Source organism: Arthrobacter sp. ES3-54, assembly GCF_029504395.1.
Taxonomy (GTDB): domain Bacteria; phylum Actinomycetota; class Actinomycetes; order Actinomycetales; family Micrococcaceae; genus Arthrobacter.
The window spans coordinates 17,835-38,263 of sequence record NZ_JAQFIF010000001.1; the positions used below are offsets into that span (position 1 = coordinate 17,835).

A 20,429-nucleotide genomic window follows, 5' to 3' on the forward strand; every position below is an offset into this window, starting at 1 on the left:
CCTTACGCATTGTATGGATCAGCTGCGCGGGGTTCTGTCTTGAAAGGACAAAACCATGGCAAAGCAGCTTGCGTTTAACGACGCTGCCCGCCGGTCGCTTGAAGCCGGCATCGATAAGCTCGCCAACACTGTCAAGGTCACGCTGGGCCCGCGCGGCCGCAACGTCGTACTGGACAAGAAGTGGGGCGCCCCCACGATCACCAACGATGGCGTGACCATCGCCCGTGAAATCGAGCTGGATGACCCCTACGAGAACCTTGGCGCGCAGCTTGCCAAGGAGGTCGCCACCAAGACCAACGATGTTGCCGGTGACGGCACCACCACCGCCACCGTCCTGGCCCAGGCCCTGGTCAAGGAAGGCCTGCGCAACGTAGCGGCAGGCGCCGCACCGGGCGAGATCAAGCGCGGCATCGAGGTTTCGGTCGAGGCCGTCGCCGCCCGCCTGCTGGAGAACGCGCGCCCGGTTGAAGGCACGCAGGTTGCCAACGTTGCCGCAATCTCCGCCCAGAGCGACGAGGTCGGCGAGCTGCTGGCCGAGGCGTTCGGCAAGGTCGGCAAGGATGGTGTGATCACCATCGAGGAGTCCTCCACCACGCAGACCGAGCTGGTCCTCACCGAGGGCATGCAGTTCGACAAGGGCTACCTGTCCCCGTACTTCGTCACCGACGCGGAACGCCAGGAGGCCGTCCTCGAGGACGCCCTGATCCTGATCAACCAGGGCAAGATTTCCTCGGTGCAGGACTTCTTGCCGCTGCTGGAAAAGGCGCTGCAGAGCTCCAAGCCGCTCTTCATCATTGCCGAAGACGTCGAGGGCGAGGCCCTGTCCACGCTCATCGTCAACCGCATCCGCGGCACGCTGAACGTTGTCGCCGTCAAGGCGCCGGGCTTCGGTGACCGCCGCAAGGCCATGCTCCAGGACATCGCGACCCTCACGGGTGCGCAGGTTGTCTCCCCGGAGCTGGGCCTGAGCCTGGACACCGTTGGCCTCGAGGTGCTGGGCACCGCACGCCGCATCACGATCACCAAGGACAACACCACGATCGTCGACGGCGCCGGTTCGGCCGAGGACGTCGCCGCCCGTGTTGCCCAGCTGCGCGCCGAGCTGACCCGCACCGATTCGGACTGGGACAAGGAAAAGCTGCAGGAACGCCTGGCCAAGCTGGCCGGCGGCATCGGCGTGATCAAGGTCGGCGCTGCCACCGAGGTTGAGCTGAAGGAAAAGAAGCACCGCATCGAGGACGCCGTGTCCTCGACCCGCGCTGCCCTCGAAGAAGGCATCGTGGCCGGCGGCGGTTCCGCCCTCATCCACGCGCTGAAGGCGCTCGACGAGGACGCTGCGGTCCAGGCCCTTGAAGGTGACGCGGCTGCGGCCGTCGGCATCGTCCGCCGCGCCTTGGTTCAGCCGCTGCGCTGGATCGCCCAGAACGCCGGCTTCGACGGCTATGTCGTGGCTGCCAAGGTGGCCGAATCCGCCGTGAACCAGGGCTTCAACGCCAAGTCCGGCGAATACGAAGACCTGATCGCCGCCGGCGTCATCGACCCCGTGAAGGTGACGCGAGCCGCTCTGCGCAACGCGGCCTCCATCGCGGCACTGGTCCTCACCACGGAAACCCTCGTGGTGGAGAAGCCGGCTGACGAAGACGAGCACGCAGGGCACAAGCACTAGGCTCTGCCCGCACAGGGGACGGCCCGGCATCTTGCCGGGCCGTCCTTTTTGTCTGTCGGGGTTCTTTCGGGTTCTGCTGCGCGTCTGCAGTGGTCCGGCTGTAAATTGCCCGGATTCTGGCGCGAAGACCCGGCATTCCGGCAGTCCCTGGTTCCGGCATTACCTGGTCAGCGCCGTGTACGGTCCGCCCTGCGCCGCAGCCGCAGTGCGGCGTCCGGCGACAGTCGCTTGGTCACCAGCCGGTAGAAGATCAGAACCCCGACGGCGGCCACCACGATTCCCAGCAGGTTCAGGAACAGCTGCAGGGCGGAGCCCGCCGCCTTCTGATACTCGCCCAGGACCAGTGCCACAGCCACGAACCCCGCCGCCGGCACTGTGGTGACCGAAATGAACACCCCGATCAGCGCCGCCGAGCGCCGGCTGATGACCGACAGCATCCCGGCTATGCCGGCAAGGACGGCGACGATCAGGGAGTACGGGCCCGGATGGTAAATGAATTCAACCGCTGAACCGCGGTTCAGCGCGTCACTGGGAAACAGCCCGAGCGGCACGGACAGCCACGCCGCCAGGGCGGCAGCCAGCATCGCGACGGGAAACCCGACGCCGAGGGCCACGGCCGCGTCGCGTCCGAGCCGCCGCTCGCGCCGGACCAGGGCCACGGCCAGCGCAGCCAGCGGGCCGAACTCCGGCCCCACGGCCATGGCGCCGACGATCGCAATGGTGGAGTCGGTCACGATGCCGATGGCCGCCAGCTGGGTCGCCAGGACCAGGAAGGCCAGAAAACTCCACGTCAGGCGCGAATCTTCGCCGGTCTGCCGCGACACCTCGTCCCAGATCACGGCGTCCGCGCCCTCACCCGGCGCCTCCGCCTCCGCCCGGTCGGCCCGGTCCGAGAGCACCAGGTCCGGTTCGAGGACCGAAATTGATCCGCGCTGCTGGACATCGAGGACGTGGAGCTTCTCCACGAGCCCCTCCACGGATTCGCGCGCCAGCAGGACCTGGATAACGTCCCCGGGCGGCATGACGGAAGCACCCTTGGCCAGCGCGACTTCCGAGACGCCGACGTGACTTGTACAACTTTCGACAACAACTCCGGACAACTCTCCCGGGACACAAATGCGCAGCTGCACGATCACTTGGCGGCCTCCTCAGACTCGTCCCAGCCTAGCTTCCGCGCCGCGCCCGGCGCCGCCTGCCGGGCCGCGAGTGCGCCGCCAGTCGGGCGCGTGGAGGTTCCCTGCCAGGGCTTCCGGGGGCCCCTCGGGGGCCCCGGCGATTGGCCAAGAAAATTACGTTTCGGTAACATTGATGTTTTGGAAACTGGCCGGAAGGGTTATCTGTGTCGAGCGTGCGAACCATCGCCACCCCGCCAAGGGCGGACGCAGGTTCTCCGGCGGGCCGAAAATCAAGCTACCGCCCCGAAGTCCAGGGCCTGCGCGCCCTCGCGGTCCTCATGGTGGTCACCTACCACGTGTGGCTGGGGCGGGTTTCCGGCGGCGTAGACATCTTCCTTCTCATTTCGGCATTCCTGATGACGCTCAGCTTCACGCGGAAGGTCGAAAGCGGCGCGCCGCTCCGGTTGCTGAGCCACTGGCTGCATCTGCTCAAGCGCCTGCTGCCCGCCGTCGTCGTGGTGATTCTCGGCGTCCTTGCCGGCACTTGGGCCATCCTGCCGCAAAGCCGCTGGCCCGACGTCCTTGAGCAGGCCTGGGCCTCTCTGCTGTACCGGCAGAACTGGCTCCTGGCGGACAGCGCTGTGGACTACTACGCCCAGGACCATTCGGGCGCGAGCCCGCTCCAGCACTTCTGGTCACTCTCCATCCAGGGCCAGGTGTTCGTGCTCTGGCCGCTCGTCTTCGCCGGCACGGCCCTTCTGTCCCGACTGCTCCGCCGCGGGGCCGGCCAGGACCATGCGCTGCTGCGCTACCGGTCCCTGCTGGCCGGGGCCTTCGGCGCCGTCTTCGCCGTGTCCCTCGCGTACTCGATTCACCAGACCACGACGAACCAGGCCCACGCCTACTTCGATACCGGCGCCCGGCTCTGGGAGTTCGCTCTCGGCTCGCTCCTGGCCCTCGCCCTGCCGTACCTGAAGCCGGGCAAGATCCTCCGCGTCGTACTGGGCTGGGCCGGGCTGGTGGCCATGCTCTCCTGCGGGCTGCTGCTGACCGTGGACCGTTCCTTCCCCGGGTTCATCGCGCTGTGGCCCACGCTGGCGGCCGCCGCGATCATCACCGCCGGCCAAAGCGGCAGCCGGTTCGGCGTCGACCGCCTCCTGACCTGGAAACCCCTGGTGGCGCTGGGGGACAACTCCTATGCGCTCTACCTCTGGCACTGGCCGTTGCTGGTTTTGGCCCTCGCCGGGGCGGGCATCACGGCGCCAAACCTGTTCCAGGGGCTGTGCATCGTTGCCGCGTCCGTCGTTCTGGCCGTGCTCACCACCCGCTTCGTCGAGAAGCCGCTGCGCGAGTGGCACTGGCCCAAGCGCCGCGCCTGGCGTACCGCCGTCGTGATCGCCGCCTGCGGTGCCTTGCTGGCCGGTCCCGTCGCCGTATGGCAGAGCCAGCTCGTCGCCGACGAGGCCGAGGCGGCATCCCAGCCCAAGGAACTGACCCCCGGTGCGGCCGCCCTGGCACCGGAAAACGCCGGCAAACCCACTCCACAGGCGAAAATCATCCCTGCGCCGGCCGCGATGAAGAACGAGTGGGCGGACATCGACGGGCTGTGCACGGACGGTAACGTCGCCAGCGACCCCCTGTTGCAGGGCTGCCTGCAGAACAACAAACCGGAGAAGGTCACCAAGCGGATCGTGGTGCTCGGTGACTCGCATGCCCAGCAGTACATGGCGGCACTTGGCCCCATCGCGAAGAGCCACGGCTGGGAAGTGGTCACCCTATTGAAGGGCAACTGCCGCTTCGGCGGGGAGTCCCCGGAGCGCGACGCGGACTGCAACGCGTTCAACAGGGCCAGCACGCAGTACGTCCTGGACCACAAACCCGACGCCGTTTTCACGGTTGCGTCCCTGACCCACAAGGAAGCGCCGTTCGAGACCGAAGTGCCGCAGTACCTGGAGGGCATCAAACCCTTCACCGACGCCGGCATGGATGTTGTGGGCATCCGCGACAACCCCCGCTTTAACATCAACATGCCCGAGTGCGTCCAGAAGAACGGCGAGGATGCGGCGGAATGCAACGTGCCGCAGCAGGAATCGCTCGCGGGGTCCTCGCCGCTCGACGCGTACCGCGGCCAGGTGCACAGGCTGGCCCTGATGGACATGAGCGATTTCATCTGCGCCAACGGAACCTGCCCCGCGGTGGTCGGCAACGTCTACGTCTACAAGGACGACAACCACCTGACCAAGACCTATGTCCAGACCATGGTCCCCATGTTCGAAAAGCGGCTGCTCGCCGCCACCGGCTGGAAATAGGCCCGCCCGGCCGGGCGGGGGAGCCTTGCCGGCATGGGACGGCTCACATCGAAGCCGCACATTACTGCCCCGGAATATGGCTATCGCCGCCAAGGTTCTACTATTTATTAAGGACTTCTGCACAACCTGTTGCATAACCTTCTGCACGACCTTCTGCACAGACCAGACCCGTAATGACGGGCTGGTCATCTGTTGCAACCCCTACCCGTGAACCCCGTAACCCAAGGTAAGAGGCGCACTCATGACCCAGCCCGAACACAATCCCTTCGGCTTCATCGGCCTGACGTACGACGACGTCCTGCTCCTGCCCGGCCACACCGACGTGATCCCCTCGGAAGCGGACACGTCCTCCCGGATCTCCAAGCGCATCACGGTCCAGACCCCGCTGCTCTCCGCCGCGATGGACACCGTCACGGAGTCCCGGATGGCCATCGCCATGGCGCGCCAGGGCGGCCTCGGCGTCGTGCACCGCAACCTCTCCATCGCCGACCAGGCCGACCAGGTGGACCGGGTCAAGCGCAGCGAATCCGGCATGATCACCAACCCGCTGACCATCGGCCCCGAGGCCACGCTGGCCGAACTGGACGAGATCTGCGCACGCTACCGCGTCTCCGGTCTCCCGGTGGTGGACGAGGGCAACAGGCTGCTGGGCATCGTCACCAACCGCGACACCCGCTTCGTGCCCGAATCTGACTTCCCGCTCCGGCTGGTCAGCGACGTCATGACCAAGATGCCGCTCGTCACCGGACACGTCGGCATCAGCCGCGAGGAAGCCTCGCACAAGCTGGCCACGAACAAGATCGAGAAGCTCCCGCTCGTGGACGAGCAGGGCCGGCTCAAGGGCCTGATCACCACCAAGGACTTCACCAAGGCCGAGCAGTACCCGCTCGCGACCAAGGACGACGAGGGCCGCCTGCGCGTCGGCGCGGCGATCGGCTTCTTCGGCGACGGCTGGGAACGCGCCATGACGCTCGTGGACGCCGGCGTGGATGCCCTCTTCGTGGACACCGCGAACGGCCACTCCCAGGGTGTGCTGGAGATGATCCGCCGGCTCAAGTCCGATCCCGTTGCGGCGCACGTGGACATCATCGGCGGCCAGGCCGCCACCCGTGAAGGTGCCCAGGCACTGATCGACGCCGGTGCCGACGGCATCAAAGTCGGGGTCGGTCCCGGGTCTATCTGCACCACCCGCGTGGTGGCCGGCGTCGGCGTCCCGCAGATCACCGCCATTTACGAGTCGGCGAAAGCCGCCATCCCGGCCGGCGTCCCGCTGATCGCCGACGGCGGCCTGCAGTACTCCGGCGACATCGGCAAGGCGCTCGTCGCCGGCGCCGACACCGTGATGCTCGGCTCCCTGCTGGCCGGTTGCGACGAATCCCCGGGCGACCTGATTTTCGTCAACGGCAAGCAGTTCAAGAGCTACCGCGGCATGGGTTCCCTTGGCGCCATGCAGACCCGCGGCAAGAACACCTCCTATTCCAAGGACCGCTATTTCCAGGCCGACGTCTCCGGCGATGACAAACTCATCCCGGAAGGCATCGAGGGCCGGGTCGCGTACCGGGGTCCGTTGTCGTCCGTGGCGTACCAGCTGGTCGGCGGCCTCCGCCAGACCATGTTCTACACCGGCGCCCCGACCGTGGCCGAACTGAAGGCGCGCGGCAAGTTCGTCCGCATCACCGCGGCCGGGCTCAAGGAATCGCACCCGCACGACATCCAGATGACGGTCGAAGCCCCAAACTACGGGTCGCGCTAAACCGCCGGAACATCAGCGAACAGGCCGTGGGGGTTTCTCCTCACGGCCTGTTCGTGTCTGCGCCCGGAACTAGGCTGGAGACATGTCCGAACTCCTGCCGGCCCGTGCGCCCAAACGCAAGCTCGCGCTCAAGCCCTACGCCCAAGCCGTGGCACAGGTGCTGCGGGTGAGCTTCCGGGCCTCACCCGCCGCCGTCGTCATGAAGATCCTCGGATCGCTGATCTCGGCACTGCTCCCGCTGGTCACGACGTACTTCGCCGCGCTGACCACCACGGCGCTGGCCGCCGCCTACGCGGGTGACGCCGCCGCCGGCGGGCAGGCGATCGTCTACGTCATCATCACCGCGGCACTCGGGCTCTTCTGGGGATCGTTCAGCAGCGTGGACCGCTACATCCAGCAGCTCATGAGCTTCCGGGTCGGCGCGATCGTCGGGGATCTCATGTACGAGCGCTTCCTGACCCTGGACTTCTGGCGCTACGACGACAAAGAGACCGTGGACCTGTACGACCGCGCCAAGCGATTCTCCGATTCCTATGCCCGCGTCCTGGACCGGATTGCCGCCATATTCACCCAGCTCGTTTCCGTGCTCCTAGCCATCGGCGCGCTGTTGCTGGTCAGCTGGTGGATCGCCGTGATCGTCCTGGTCGCGATCGTGCCCAGCGTCTACCTGCAGTTCAAGCTCTCCCGCGAACAGATCGCGCACTGGAACACCCAGGTCGATTCCCGCAGGCAACGCAGGATGATCGAAACCAACCTGCTGCGCCCGCAGCACATCGCCGAGATGCGGCTCTACGGGATCGTCGGCCACCTGATGGGGCTGCGCTCCACCCTGCGGGACGCCGACGAAAAGCGTCGGCTGGACTTCCAGAAACGCTACATTCCCAAACAGCTCGCGGCCGATGCCCTGCAGTACGGCGCCGAGGTGGTCTCCCTGATCTGGGTGGTGGGCCAGATCATCGCCCATGCGCAGCCGGTGGGGCAGTTCCTGTACGTCCAGCAGATTGTCAGCCGCGCCCTGTCCACCGCCAACAACCTCGTCTCCTCGCTCAGTTCGATCGACGAGGACCTGGCAAACCTCAAGGACTACGAGCTCTTCATGGCGCTGCCCGTGCAGTCCGGCCACGCCCCGCCCCTGCTGCAGGCGCCCAAAACGGTGGAACTGCGGGACATCCGTTTCACGTACACCGGCAGCGAACTGGAAGTGATCCGCGGCATTTCGCTGACCATCAGGCAGGGCCAGCACATCGCGATCGTGGGGGAGAACGGTGCCGGCAAGTCCACCCTGATCCGCATCCTGGCCGGGCTGTACCGTCCCGATTCCGGGCAGGTGATGCTCGACGGCGTCGACCTCGCCGCCGTCGACGTCACATCCTGGCACCGGCACCTGGCGGTGCTCAGCCAGGAGTTCCTCAAGTACGAGTTCGCCACCGCGGCGGAAAACATCTTCTTCGGCGACGTCGATTCGCCCCGCGACGACGGACGGGTCCGCCGCTCCGCCGCGGATGCCGAAGCGCTCGAATTCATCAACAAACTGCCCAACGGCCTGGACAACCACGTCAGCAACTGGATGGAGGACCCGCGCGGCCGGAAGGGCTCCGGGCTTTCCGGCGGGCAGTGGCAGCGCCTGGCGATGGCCCGGAACTTCTACCGCAACGCCTCCTTCATGGTGATGGACGAGCCGACGTCGGCCATCGACGCGCTGGCCGAGCACCGGATTTTCACGCGGCTCTTCGCGGAACGCAGCAGCACCATCATCGCCATCAGCCACCGGCTGGCCACGATCGAGAAGGCTGACGTGGTCTACATGCTCGAGGACGGCCGCATCGTGGAACAAGGTACCCACAAGGAACTCGTGGCGCTCCGCGGCCGCTACTTCCGGATGTTCGAATCCCAGCTGACGGTTCCGGATGCCGAGAACGTCAGCGGCGAGTGAGGGGGCGCCCCCGATGCTGGTGGTCCCGGCAACGTGTCCGACGAAAATCCGGCGCTGTCCGTGCCGCCACAGCATGACGCCACAGTACGCCGAAGCGGCGCCCCGCGTCCGCTGGGATAACCTAGAGCAGTGACTTACGAGATTGAGATTGGCCGAGGCAAGCGTGGGCGTCGTGCCTACTCCCTGGATGACATTGCGATCGTCCCCAACCGGCGCACCCGTGACCCCAAGGACGTCTCCGTCTCCTGGCAGATCGATGCCTACAAGTTCGACATGCCCGTCATCGCGGCGCCGATGGATTCGGCCATGTCGCCGGAAACCGTCATCGCCCTGGGCCGCCTCGGCGGACTCGGCGTGCTCGACCTCGAAGGCCTGTGGACCAGGTACGAGAACCCGCAGTCCGTGCTGGACGAGATCGGGGGCCTCGCGGACGAGACCAACAGCCCCGCCGTCACCCGGCGCATGCAGGAGCTTTACCAGGCGCCGATCCAGCCCGAGCTGATCACCTCGCGCCTCGCCGAAATCCGCGCCGCCGGCGTCACGGTGGCCGGCTCCCTGACCCCGCAGCGCACGCAGGAACACTACAAGACCGTGCTGGCCGCCGGCGTCGACATCTTCGTCATCCGCGGAACCACGGTCTCGGCCGAGCACGTCTCCAAGGACCACGAGCCGCTGAACCTTAAGCAGTTCATCTACGAACTCGACGTACCCGTGATCGTCGGCGGAGCGGCCGGCTACACCCCGGCCCTGCACCTGATGCGCACCGGTGCCGCCGGCGTGCTGGTCGGCTTCGGCGGCGGAGCCACCACCACCACCCGCCGCGCCCTGGGCATCCACTCGCCGATGGCGTCCGCCATCTCCGACGTCGCGGCCGCCCGCCGCGACTACATGGACGAGTCCGGCGGACGCTACGTCCATGTGATCGCCGACGGCGGCATGGGATCCTCCGGTGACATCGTCAAGGCGATCGCCATGGGCGCCGACGCCGTGATGCTGGGCAGCGCCCTGGCCCGCGCCGACGAAGCCCCCGGCAAGGGCTGGCACTGGGGCCAGGAAGCCCACCACCTCGAACTGCCCCGCGGCGACAGGGTCAACGTCGGAACGGTGGGCCCGCTCGAAGAGGTCCTGTTCGGGCCGGGACACCACACCAACGGCACCTCCAACCTCATCGGAGCGCTGCGCCGTTCCATGGCAACCACCGGCTACTCGGACCTGAAGGAATTCCAGCGCGTCGACGTCGTCGTCTCGCCGTACGCCGGCAACTGAACCCTAAGCTGGCGGTTGTTAGGCCCTGCCCATCCGGGAAACTTGGACGTAGTCTGGTGCCCTAACGAGGTTTGACCCGGATGGAGGCGTGACATGAACAGTTTTCCCGGCGGTTCTGCCGTGGCCGGAGGTGCCCTTGGGCCTGCGGAACGCGAGGCTTCAATCACGGTGCTCAGGGGCAGCACCGCCCCCGGCAAAGAGCTCGACATCCTGATCGTGGGCGGAGGCATCGTGGGCGCCGGCGCCGCCCTCGACGCCGTCACTCGCGGGCTCAGCGTCGGCATCGTCGAGGCCAATGACTGGGCCGCGGGGACGTCGTCGCGTTCCTCGAAGCTGATCCACGGTGGCCTCCGTTACCTCGAAATGCTCGACTTCGGCCTGGTCAAAGAGGCACTGCACGAACGCGGCCTCATTCTCTCAGTGCTGGCACCGCACCTGGCCCGGCCGGTCCCGTTCCTGTACCCGCTCCACAAGCCCTTCCTGGAACGGCCGTACATCGGCGCCGGAATCGCCCTGTACGACGCGATGTCCATCACCGGCGGGCACAGCCGCGGCGTCCCCTTCCACAAACACCTGACCCGGCGCGGAACCCTGCGCGCCGCCCCTAGCCTCAAGGACGACGCCTTCGTCGGCTCCATCCGCTACTACGACGGTCAAGTCGACGACGCCAAGTACGTCGCCAACCTCGTGCGGACCGCGGCGCACTACGGCGCCCACGCGGTCAACCAGATGTCGGTTGTGGACTTCGTGCGCGAAGGCGAGCGCGTGGTCGGCGCCAAGGTGGTCAACCACGAGGACGGCTCCAGCTTCAAGATCCGGGCCAAGCAGGTCATCAACGCCACCGGAGTCTGGACCGACGAAACCCAGGCCATGGTGACAGACCGCGGGCAGCTCAAGGTGCGGGCCTCCAAGGGCATCCACCTCGTGGTGCCCCGCGACCGGATCCAGTCCACGGTGGGGCTGATCCTGCGGACCGAGAAATCCGTCCTGTTCGTGATCCCCTGGGGCAGGCACTGGATCATCGGAACCACGGATACCGACTGGCACCTCGACAAGGCCCACCCCGCGGCCTCCAGCAAGGACATCGACTACCTGCTGGAGCACGTCAACAAGGTGCTCAAGCGCCCGCTGACCCGAGAGGACGTCGAAGGCGTCTACGCGGGGCTGCGTCCGCTGCTGGCCGGGGAAAGCGATTCCACCGCGAAGCTCTCCCGCGAACACGTGGTGGCCCACCCCGTACCGGGTCTCGTGGTGGTGGCTGGCGGGAAATGGACCACCTACCGGGTCATGGCCAAGGATGCCGTCGACGAGGCAACGCGCAGCATGGACGAGCGCGTCCCACCCAGCTGCACGGAGTCCGTCCCGCTGCTGGGGGCGAGCGGCTTCAAGGCTGCGTGGAACCAGCGGAACCGTATGGCGGAGGAGACCGGCGTCCACGTGGCCCGGATCGAACACCTGCTCAACCGCTACGGTGCCATGACGCCTGAGGTGCTGGCTCTCATCGCCGACAGCCCGGAACTGGCCGAGCCACTGCCGGGCGCGGACGACTATCTGGCCGCCGAAGCCGTTTACGCGGCCACGCACGAGGGCGCCCGCCATGTCCAGGACGTCCTGACCCGCCGCACCCGGATTTCGATCGAGGCGTGGGACCGCGGTGTGTCCGCCGCTCCCGTAGTCGCTAAACTAATGGGAGACGTTCTCGGCTGGAGTGATGCGCAGCGCGAGAGCGAAATCAAGCACTATCTGGCCCGGGTTGATGCCGAGCGCCTGAGCCAGCAGCAGCCGGACGACGAATCCGCCGACGCCGCACGGCTGGGCGTGGAGGACATCGTGCCCCTGCGCTGAGACGCAGCGCCGGCCGGCAGTGCAGATTACAACGCTAGTCATTGGACTGCCGGCCGGCGTGCACTGACGCCACTTCGAAGGGACATCTCTTGGCGGAACCACTGGACCGGTACGACGCCGAGCTCACCACACCCGAGATGGTGATCCTCGAAATGGATGCCACGGACAAGCTCGACGCCACATCCCAGCTCGCGGAACGCATGCACGCGGCTGGACGAATCTCCGATCTGGAGGGATTCCTCAAACAGGTCAACGCCAGGGAGCACCAGCTCGCCACCGGTCTGCCCGGCGGTGTGGGCCTGCCGCACGCCCGGAGCGAGCTGGTCTCCCAGACCTCCATCGCGGTCGGCATTACGAAGTACGGCAGGGCGCTCGACTTCGGCGCAGCGGACGGCCCGGCCACTGTGATTCTGCTCATCGCCACCCCGGCGAGTTCATTTTCCGATCACCTCGAAGTGCTCGCTACACTGGCACGCTCACTGTCGAAGGAGTCCTTCCGCGAGTCGCTCCGGCGCGCCTACGACGCCGAAGTGATCGCCGAACTCATCAATTCGAGCCTGGTGTTCTTCGACCACTGAGATTGCGGCAGGTCCCTGCGTGTCGACTCCGTCGCCACGCAGGGACCCCGCTGCCCCACTCTAGGGGCAGGCCCTTCTTCTGCCCCGTTTCGCTGTTCTACACAGGGACGAAGTACGGTTAAGAGGTGCTGAAAACTGCCCTCAAACCCCGCTGGATCGCAGGACTCGTGTTCGCGATCGCCATTTCCGGGGTCTTTGTGCTGCTCAGCCAGTGGCAGTTTGGCCGTTCAACGCAGGCGGAAGCCCCGGTCTCCACCACAACGGAGGAGACGCGCCAGCTCACCGCGGTCCTGCAGCCGGGCGGATTCTTCCCCGGATCGGTGGCCGACCAGATGGTCTCCGCCACCGGCACCTACGATCCCCAAAAGCAGGTCCTGGTCCCGGGCCGGCTCAACGACGGGGCGAAGGGCTACTGGATCGTTTCCGCCTTCGCGGTCAAGGATGCCCCGGCCCTGTTGGGCGGCGGGGCCACGCCCCAGACCTGGATTCCGGTCGCGCGCGGCTGGGTGGCGGATCCCGCGGACGCCGTGGCGCCGCCGTCGGGCACCATCGAACTGACCGGACGGCTCTTGCCCTCCGAGTCCCCGCTGCCGAACACCGATCCCGGTCCCGGCCGTGCCAGCGCCGTCTCGGTCGCCGAGCTCATCAACGACTGGAACGTCAGCAGCTACCCGGGCTTCGTCGCCGCGAGCACCGAACTGTCCGGCGGCACCGACGTCGGGCCCTCCGCCGCCGGCGGCGACGTCAAACCGCTCCGGATCGGCCCGCAGCCGCCCGCGCAGCAGCTCAACTGGCTGAACCTCTTCTATTCCGTGGAATGGGTGGTCTTTGCCGGCTTCGCGTTGTTCATCTGGTGGCGGCTCGTCAAGGACGACTACCGCCGGGACCTCGAAGACGAGTTCGACGAGGAACAGGGCGGGGACGAGCCCCACGCCGGACACCACACGGCCGAACCCCACACCGCCGAACCTCACACGGCCAAACCCCACACGGCCAAACCCCACACCGCCGAATCCCATCCAGCCCAACAGCCCACGGCCGAACTGGCCACCGACGCGCATCCCACAGCCCCCCACCCCACAGACCCGAGAGTGCAATCATGATCGAGCCCAAGCCCGCCATCCAGCCGCAGACAACCAACGGCACGGGGAAGGCCGGCAAGAAGCGCCGCTTTGGCGGCACCGAGGCCCAAATCCGGTCCGCCCTGAAGTTCTACAAGGTGCTCGCTTACCTGACCGGCACCATGCTGCTGCTGCTCTGCGCCGAACTGATCGCCCGGTACGGCTTCGGGCAGTACCTCTTCGCCGGCGGCACGAACGCCGTCACCGGCCAGCCGTTCGGCTTCGGATTCGCCGACGCCGAGCCTCCTGGGGTGATCGGGGGCGTCAACCTGTCCATCACGGTCCTGATTGTGCACGGCTGGATGTACGTCGTCTACCTGATTTCCAACTTCCGGCTGTGGTCGCTCATGCGCTGGCCGTTCACCAAGCTCGTGGTCATGGCCCTGGGCGGCGTCGTGCCGTTCCTGTCCTTCTTTGTCGAGAAGAAGTTCCACGCAGAGGTCGAGGCCGAGCTCGCAGCGAACCCGCAGGCTCCGCAGCGGTACTAAGCCCCGGCACTAAGCCCGCGGTACCGAACCCAGCGCTTCTGAAGTGGGACACGGCGCCGGCAGCCGCCGTCGGGCGTGTGAGTTCGCTTACCTCCGCCCGTGATTCGGGACCCACGCCGGCTTCTCAATGTGCGGGCGGGCAGCGGCGCAAAGTAGGCTAGTGGGGTGACTACTCCCTCTGCATCCCAGACGTCCCACAGGCCCGTCCTGGTTGTTGACTACGGTGCCCAGTACGCGCAGCTGATTGCCCGCCGCGTCCGGGAAGCGAATGTGTATTCGGAAGTGGTTCCGCATACGTACAGCACCGAGCAGCTGCTGGCCAAGAACCCCGCCGCGATCATCCTCTCGGGCGGCCCTTCGAGCGTCTACGCCGACGGCGCCCCCCGCGTCGGCGCCGACCTTTTCGAGGCCGGTGTCCCGGTCTTCGGCATCTGCTACGGCTTCCAGGCCATGGCCAACGCCCTCGGCGGCAAGGTGGCCCAGACCGGGCTCCGTGAATACGGCGCCACCGAGACCACCACCCTGGGCGAGGGCCGCTCCATCCTGGCCGGCATGCCCCAGCACCAGAGCACCTGGATGAGCCACGGCGACTCCGTCCATGAAGCGCCCGAGGGCTTTGAGGTCCTCGCGACGACGGCGGGCGCCGACGTCGCCGCGTTCGCCAATGAGGACAAGCGCCTCTACGGCGTCCAGTGGCACCCCGAGGTCAAGCACTCCGCCTACGGCCAGCAGGTCCTGGAAAACTTCCTCTTCAAGGGCGCCGGGCTGGAACCGAACTGGACCACCGGCAACATTCTGGAAGAACAGGTCCAGCGCATCCGCGACCAGATCGGCGACGCCCGGGTCATTTGCGGCCTGTCCGGCGGCGTCGACTCGGCAGTGGCCGCCGCCCTGGTCCAGCGCGCAGTCGGCGACCAGCTGACCTGCGTCTTCGTTGACCACGGGCTGTTGCGCGAGGGCGAAGCCGAACAGGTCGAACGAGACTTCGTGGCCGCCACCGGCGTCAAGCTCTACGTCGCCAACGAGCAGGAGCGCTTCCTGAGCGCCCTTGCCGGCGTCAGCGACCCCGAGACCAAGCGCAAGATCATCGGCCGCGAATTCATCCGCGCCTTCGAGGAAGCCGAACTGGCGATCATCGCCGAGGCAGCGGCGCACGGTGAAAAGATCAAGTTCCTCGTCCAGGGCACCCTGTACCCCGACGTCGTCGAATCCGGCGGCGGCGAAGGTGCGGCCAACATCAAGAGCCACCACAACGTGGGCGGTCTCCCCGAGGACCTGCAGTTCGAACTCGTTGAGCCGCTGCGCGCCCTGTTCAAGGATGAGGTCCGCGCGGTCGGTGCGCAGCTCGGCCTGCCGCAGGAAATCGTCGGACGCCAGCCCTTCCCCGGCCCGGGCCTCGGCATCCGGATCGTCGGCGATGTCACCCAGGAACGCCTGGACCTGCTCCGCAAGGCTGACGCGATCGCCCGCGCCGAACTGACCGCCGCCGGACTGGATGACGAAGTGTGGCAGATGCCCGTGGTGCTGCTGGCGGACGTCCGCAGCGTCGGCGTCCAGGGCGACGGCCGCACCTACGGTCACCCGATTGTCCTCCGCCCCGTGTCCTCCGAGGACGCCATGACCGCCGACTGGTCGCGGCTGCCCTACGATCTTCTGGCCCGGATTTCCAGCCGGATCACCAACGAGGTGGACGGTGTCAACCGCGTGGTGCTGGATGTGACCAGCAAGCCGCCGGGAACCATCGAGTGGGAATAGCAATGTGAATGGCCGGCCTTTCGAGGCCGGCCATTTCATTTTTGTTCCTGATAATTCGAGCTGAATTTCGCACCGCCCAGTGTTGCGGCCCCGCACCTGCGGGTGATTCGGGCTACCCTCGAAAGCATGCCGGTATGGTCCAAGGCGTCCCGCGCCAGCCAGACAACCGCGAGCACACACAACGCGGCCAGGGAAAGCGCGGACGCAACACAGACGAGCGTTGATACGTCGAACGCGCCAGAGTCGAGCCCGCCACGGTCCGGCACAGAGAAGTCGAGCACAGAAAAGAAGGCAGCAGTGTCAGTTGGTCAAGGCCACCCCGAGGGCTCCGAGGAGTTCAGGAAATGGCTGTCGGGGCTCAAGCCCGTCACCGGAGCAGATACCATGCTGCGCTTCACCAAGACGCCCGAAGGCTCGATCGACCTCACCCATGCCCATCCGTCAGGGCTTGCCCAGCTGATGGCAGGCCGGCGGACCCGGCTCTCCACCCTGATCCGCGACCGCCAGCAGTACGTTGTTGCGGCCAGGGCATCGCGCAACCTGCGCTCCAAGATCTTCGAACTCGCCAATGACCGTGGCATCGATGCGGGGTATTTCTCCGCCGGTACGGTCGTCTGGACATCCGCCGTCGGGGGCAAGCCGCAACGGATCTCGGCCCCGGTCATGCTCACCGCCATTTCCCTCACGGTGCGCCCCGGCGAGGACGACTATGAACTGCAACTCACCGAACAGGCGCAGATCAACCCGGCGCTCGTCCGGCACCTCAAATCAGTCCACGGGATCGTCTTTGACGTCAACGCGGTCACGCGGATGGCGTACAGCACGGCCCGTTATGACCCCCAACCCGTTCTGGACCGCCTGGGCACCCTGGTCCAGCCGATCCACGGCGCGGAGATCGAGCACAACTTGCTCGTCTCCACCTTTTCCGACCTCTCCGGCAACCTCGATGATCCGTGGATCAACCAGAACAACCCCCTTGTCACGGCGCTGGCACGGTCCGGTTCCGGCGAGCGGGTCGAGGTGCCCGTGCTGGCGCCCGGCCGCTTCCCCAGCACGGATGAGCGCGACCCCGCCGAGGAGCTTTTGCTGCTCGACGCCGACACGGACCAGCAGTATGTCATCGACGCCGTCCGCGCCGGCGACTCGCTGGTGGTCAGCAGCCCGCCGGGCACCGGCCAGACCCAGACCGTCATCAACACCATCGGCGCCCTCGTGGACGAGGGAAAATCCGTCCTGGTGGTGGGGGACAGGCGGGCCAGCCTCGCCGAGATCTCCGCACAGCTCGATGGCCTGGGCCTGGATTCCGTGCTCCTGCAGCTGACCGGCAACGCCAACCCGCTGCAGCTCAAGGGCCAGCTGGTCCGGGCGATCGTCCGCAACGAAAAGTCGCTCCAGCCGCAGCTGAGCAACCTGCACGCCACACTGACCGGGCACCGCCACGCCCTGATGGAGCATGTCGCCTCCTTGCACAACGTCCGGGCACGCTGGGGTTGTTCGCCGTACGAGGCCATGCAGTCGCTGGCGGAGCTGACGTCCATCCAGCCGGCCCCGGCGACGACGGTCCGGCTCAAGCGCAGCGTGCTGGACAACATCCGCGACCGCGAGGAGCTCGCCGGCCGGCTCCGCCGCGCTGCCGAGCTCGGCAGCTTCAGCCGCGCGTCGACCACCAGCCCCTGGCACGGCGCGCGCCTGCTCACGCGCAAGGAGACGCAGGAAGCGCAGAACGTCGCCCAGTCCGTGGCAGAGAAACTGCCCTTGCTGCGCGGCCGCATGGACGCCGTGGCGGAACACGCAGAGATCCGGCTCGGCGGGACCTTCGCCGAATGGGGCGAGCAGATCGAACTGCTCGTGGCCGTCCGCGAAAGCCTGGACAAGTTCACTCCGGACATCTTTGACCGGCCCGTCCATGATTTGATCTCCGCCACGGCGTCCTCCAGCTGGCGCAGGGAACGCGGGATCGAGATGCCGTCCATGCAGCGCTCACGCCTGCGCAGGGTAGCCAAGGAGTACGTCCGGCCCGGCGTGCACATCGCGGACCTGCACAGTTCCCTGGTCCTCGTGCAGGAGCAGCGCGCCGCCTGGTCCGGCTACGCCACCACGCAGCGGCACCCGGCCGTGCCGTCCGGGCTGGCCGAAATCTCGGGCCTGTACCGGGAACTCGCTGCCGAACTGGCCGAACTCGGCCAGGCGGTCAAGCACACCCCCGCGGGCGGTGACCTGGACCGCGCGCCGTACGACGAACTCCTGCCCCGGGTGCGGCGGCTCGTCGCCGACACCGCGACCCTGGAAACCCTGCCGGAGCGCACCCTGCTTGTCGAGAGCATGCGCGAGCACGGCCTCGGCGAGCTCCTCGCCGACCTTGCCGAGCGCGAGGTTCCGGAGCGGTCGGTGACCGCCGAGCTGGAGCTGGCCTGGTGGCAGTCGGCCCTGGAAGCCATGATCAGCGGCGATGACTACCTCGCCATGTCCGACGGCGACGCCCTGCGCCAGCTGGAGGCCGAGTACCGTCTCGCCGACAACGCCCACATCGCCAGCGGCGCTGCCCGGCTGCGATGGAACCTGTCCGAGCGCTGGCGTACGGCAATCGCGGCGTACCCCCGCCAGGCCGAGCTGTTGCGCAGCCTGCTCAAGGACGGCCGGGTGACCCTGGCAGCCCTGAGCGGCCAGGCGCAGGAGCTGCTGCCCACCCTCGTGCCGGTATGGTCCGTCAGCCCCTACCTCCTGACAGGCCTCCTGCCGATCGAGCAGACCTTCGATGCCGTCGTGATCCTGGACGCGGAGACGACCTCGCTGCAGGCAGTCCTCCCGGCCATCGCCCGCTCCCGGCAGGTCATCGCCTTCGGCGACGAACAGATCGCCAGCCCGCGGACCTTTACCGTGGGCGTCGAACGGCTCGCGGCGGGGGAGAGCTCGTACCAAAGCGTTGAGAGCTCGTACCAGGCACTTTCCGCCGTGCTTCCCGTCCGGAACCTGAGGACCGTCTACCGTGCGGTCGATGAAGACCTGGTCCGCCAGCTCAGTAAGGGCTATTACAGCGGGGAACTCACCCGGCTCCCTGAGGGGCAATCCGCCACAGGCCTGGACCGTACCCTCAGCGTGGAGTATCTCCCCGACGGCACGGGGCTGCCCAGCGCTGACCACGACGGCGTTGAATCGGTTGTTGCCGAGGTGAACCGCGCAGTGGAACTCGTCTTCGAACACGCCCGACTCCGGCCCCGGACCTCGCTGGCCGTGGTGACCGGCAGCCTTCGCCACGCCGCCCGGATTGGCGAGGCCATCAGGGCGCAACTGCCCAACTACCCCATGCTCGGCAGCTTCTTCACGGCCGGGGACGAGTCCTTCCGCGTGGTGGATCTGGAACGGGCCCAGGGCCTGGTCCGTGACCACGTCATCTTCTCCCCGGGCTACGGCCGCACCCCGCATGGGCGCACCCTCCACAGCCTCGGGCCGCTCTCCGCTGAGGGGGGCCGCGCCAAATTCGCGCTGGCCATGACGCGTGCCCGCCGGTCCCTGCACGTGCTCAGCTGCTTCCGCCCCGAAGACCTCGATGTCAGCCGCCTCAGCCACGGCGCCGTGGACTTCTACGAACTGCTGGACCGTGAGATCGCGGGCAATACGGATCTTGGCAGCCCCGCCTCCCGGGCCGCGGCCAGCGAGCAGGCGCTCGGCGCCGATCCGCTGGTGGCCGACCTGGGCGACCGGCTCCGCGCACGTGGGGCACGGGTGTGGCACCAATACGACGGCGTCCTGAACATGGTGGCGGCGGCCGATCCCATGACGACGATCGGCCAGGACGATGCGGAAATTCCCCGTCCGGTAGCGATCGAGTCAGATGGCACCGGCCAGTACCGGCGGATGAGCGTCCGGGAACGGAGCCGACTCCGGCCGCAGCTCCTGGAACGGCTTGGCTGGCGCTATATGCCACTGTGGACCATAGAGGTCTTCACCGACCCCTCGGCCTGCGCCGATCGGATTGGCGGCTACCTCGGGTTGGAGAAGCCTCCCGTTTCCAGCCGGCTCCGGACATCGCACGGGTTCTTTGACGACGACATCGAGCATTTGGCGATTGACGAGGCGCGGGCCGCGGAGCACCACGTGGCGGCCGAACCCGCGGGACAGGTGTTCCGGGGCCACGAAACTGCGGGCCAGGAATCGCGACGGCAGGAACCAGCACCAGGAATGACAGGCAATACAGGCAGTAAGGAGGCCGGCAGCATGAGTGCGGACGGCGACATCCAAGGCAATACAGACAACACCGACAACACGGGCTCTGGCGAGGGCGACGCGAGCGGCGGCGCTGAGCCCAAGACCGCTGAGCCCAAGACGGCTGAGCCCAAGACCGCTGAGCCGAGGTCCGGCGAGTTCGCGGGAGACGGGCCAGACCAGGAAGCGGCCATGGAGGCGTCCCGCCGTTCGGAGGCACAGGCCACCGTCCCCGTAGGCGTGCTGCCGAACAAGGCGGCGGAAGACGACCCCCGGCGCTGGGGTGACCAGCCTGACAATTACGATCACGACGCATGGCTCCAGGAGCAGAAGCCTCCGCACTGGGGCTGACGGTAGTGGCCGGGCACCGCCGAGCCTGGGGATAGCGCCGCCGGCG

Annotated in this window: 12 protein-coding genes; 11 read left to right on the forward strand and 1 reads right to left on the reverse strand. The window is 67.2% G+C overall.

Annotated features, from left to right (window positions below):
• Window positions 1–55 precede the first annotated feature (55 nt).
• Window positions 56–1,666 (forward strand): chaperonin GroEL, encoded by a 1,611-nt coding sequence (gene groL / locus M2428_RS00085; RefSeq protein WP_277522358.1) that lies wholly within the window; start codon window positions 56–58, stop codon window positions 1,664–1,666.
• Window positions 1,667–1,833: 167 nt separating this feature from the next.
• Here groL and M2428_RS00090 read toward each other — a convergent pair whose 3' ends face one another.
• The gene (locus M2428_RS00090; RefSeq protein WP_277522360.1) at window positions 1,834–2,802 is read right to left on the reverse strand and encodes a DUF389 domain-containing protein; all 969 of its coding nucleotides are present in this window, start codon (window positions 2,800–2,802) and stop codon (window positions 1,834–1,836) included.
• Window positions 2,803–3,023: 221 nt separating this feature from the next.
• On the opposite strand from M2428_RS00090, the gene M2428_RS00095 reads away from it, so the two are divergent.
• From M2428_RS00095 to M2428_RS00140, 10 genes are all read left to right on the forward strand, one after another.
• Window positions 3,024–5,090, forward strand: a complete 2,067-nt coding sequence (locus tag M2428_RS00095) for an acyltransferase family protein (protein WP_277523549.1) — start codon at window positions 3,024–3,026, stop codon at window positions 5,088–5,090.
• A gap of 241 nt (window positions 5,091–5,331) precedes the next feature.
• The gene (gene guaB / locus M2428_RS00100; RefSeq protein WP_277522362.1) at window positions 5,332–6,843 is read left to right on the forward strand and encodes an IMP dehydrogenase; all 1,512 of its coding nucleotides are present in this window, start codon (window positions 5,332–5,334) and stop codon (window positions 6,841–6,843) included.
• 82 nt (window positions 6,844–6,925) lie between these two features.
• Window positions 6,926–8,776, forward strand: coding sequence for an ABC transporter ATP-binding protein (locus M2428_RS00105; protein WP_277522364.1), 1,851 nt, complete (start codon window positions 6,926–6,928; stop codon window positions 8,774–8,776).
• Between the two features lie 129 nt (window positions 8,777–8,905).
• Complete coding sequence (locus M2428_RS00110; protein WP_277522366.1) at window positions 8,906–10,042, forward strand: GuaB3 family IMP dehydrogenase-related protein; 1,137 nt, start codon at window positions 8,906–8,908, stop codon at window positions 10,040–10,042.
• Between the two features lie 93 nt (window positions 10,043–10,135).
• A complete protein-coding gene (locus tag M2428_RS00115; protein WP_277522370.1) occupies window positions 10,136–11,887 on the forward strand; it encodes a glycerol-3-phosphate dehydrogenase/oxidase in 1,752 nt (583 codons plus the stop codon).
• Between the two features lie 89 nt (window positions 11,888–11,976).
• Window positions 11,977–12,465, forward strand: coding sequence for a PTS sugar transporter subunit IIA (locus tag M2428_RS00120; RefSeq protein WP_018773745.1), 489 nt, complete (start codon window positions 11,977–11,979; stop codon window positions 12,463–12,465).
• A 125-nt stretch (window positions 12,466–12,590) separates the two neighbouring features.
• A complete protein-coding gene (locus M2428_RS00125; protein WP_277522373.1) occupies window positions 12,591–13,568 on the forward strand; it encodes an SURF1 family protein in 978 nt (325 codons plus the stop codon).
• Window positions 13,565–14,074 (forward strand): DUF3817 domain-containing protein, encoded by a 510-nt coding sequence (locus M2428_RS00130; protein WP_277522375.1) that lies wholly within the window; start codon window positions 13,565–13,567, stop codon window positions 14,072–14,074. The genes M2428_RS00125 and M2428_RS00130 overlap by 4 nt, the downstream gene beginning before the upstream one ends.
• Before the next feature lie 165 nt (window positions 14,075–14,239).
• On the forward strand, window positions 14,240–15,829 hold the full coding sequence (gene guaA, locus M2428_RS00135; protein WP_277522377.1) for a glutamine-hydrolyzing GMP synthase: 1,590 nt from the start codon (window positions 14,240–14,242) through the stop codon (window positions 15,827–15,829).
• A gap of 297 nt (window positions 15,830–16,126) precedes the next feature.
• Complete coding sequence (locus M2428_RS00140) at window positions 16,127–20,383, forward strand: AAA family ATPase (RefSeq protein WP_277522379.1); 4,257 nt, start codon at window positions 16,127–16,129, stop codon at window positions 20,381–20,383.
• Window positions 20,384–20,429 lie beyond the last annotated feature (46 nt).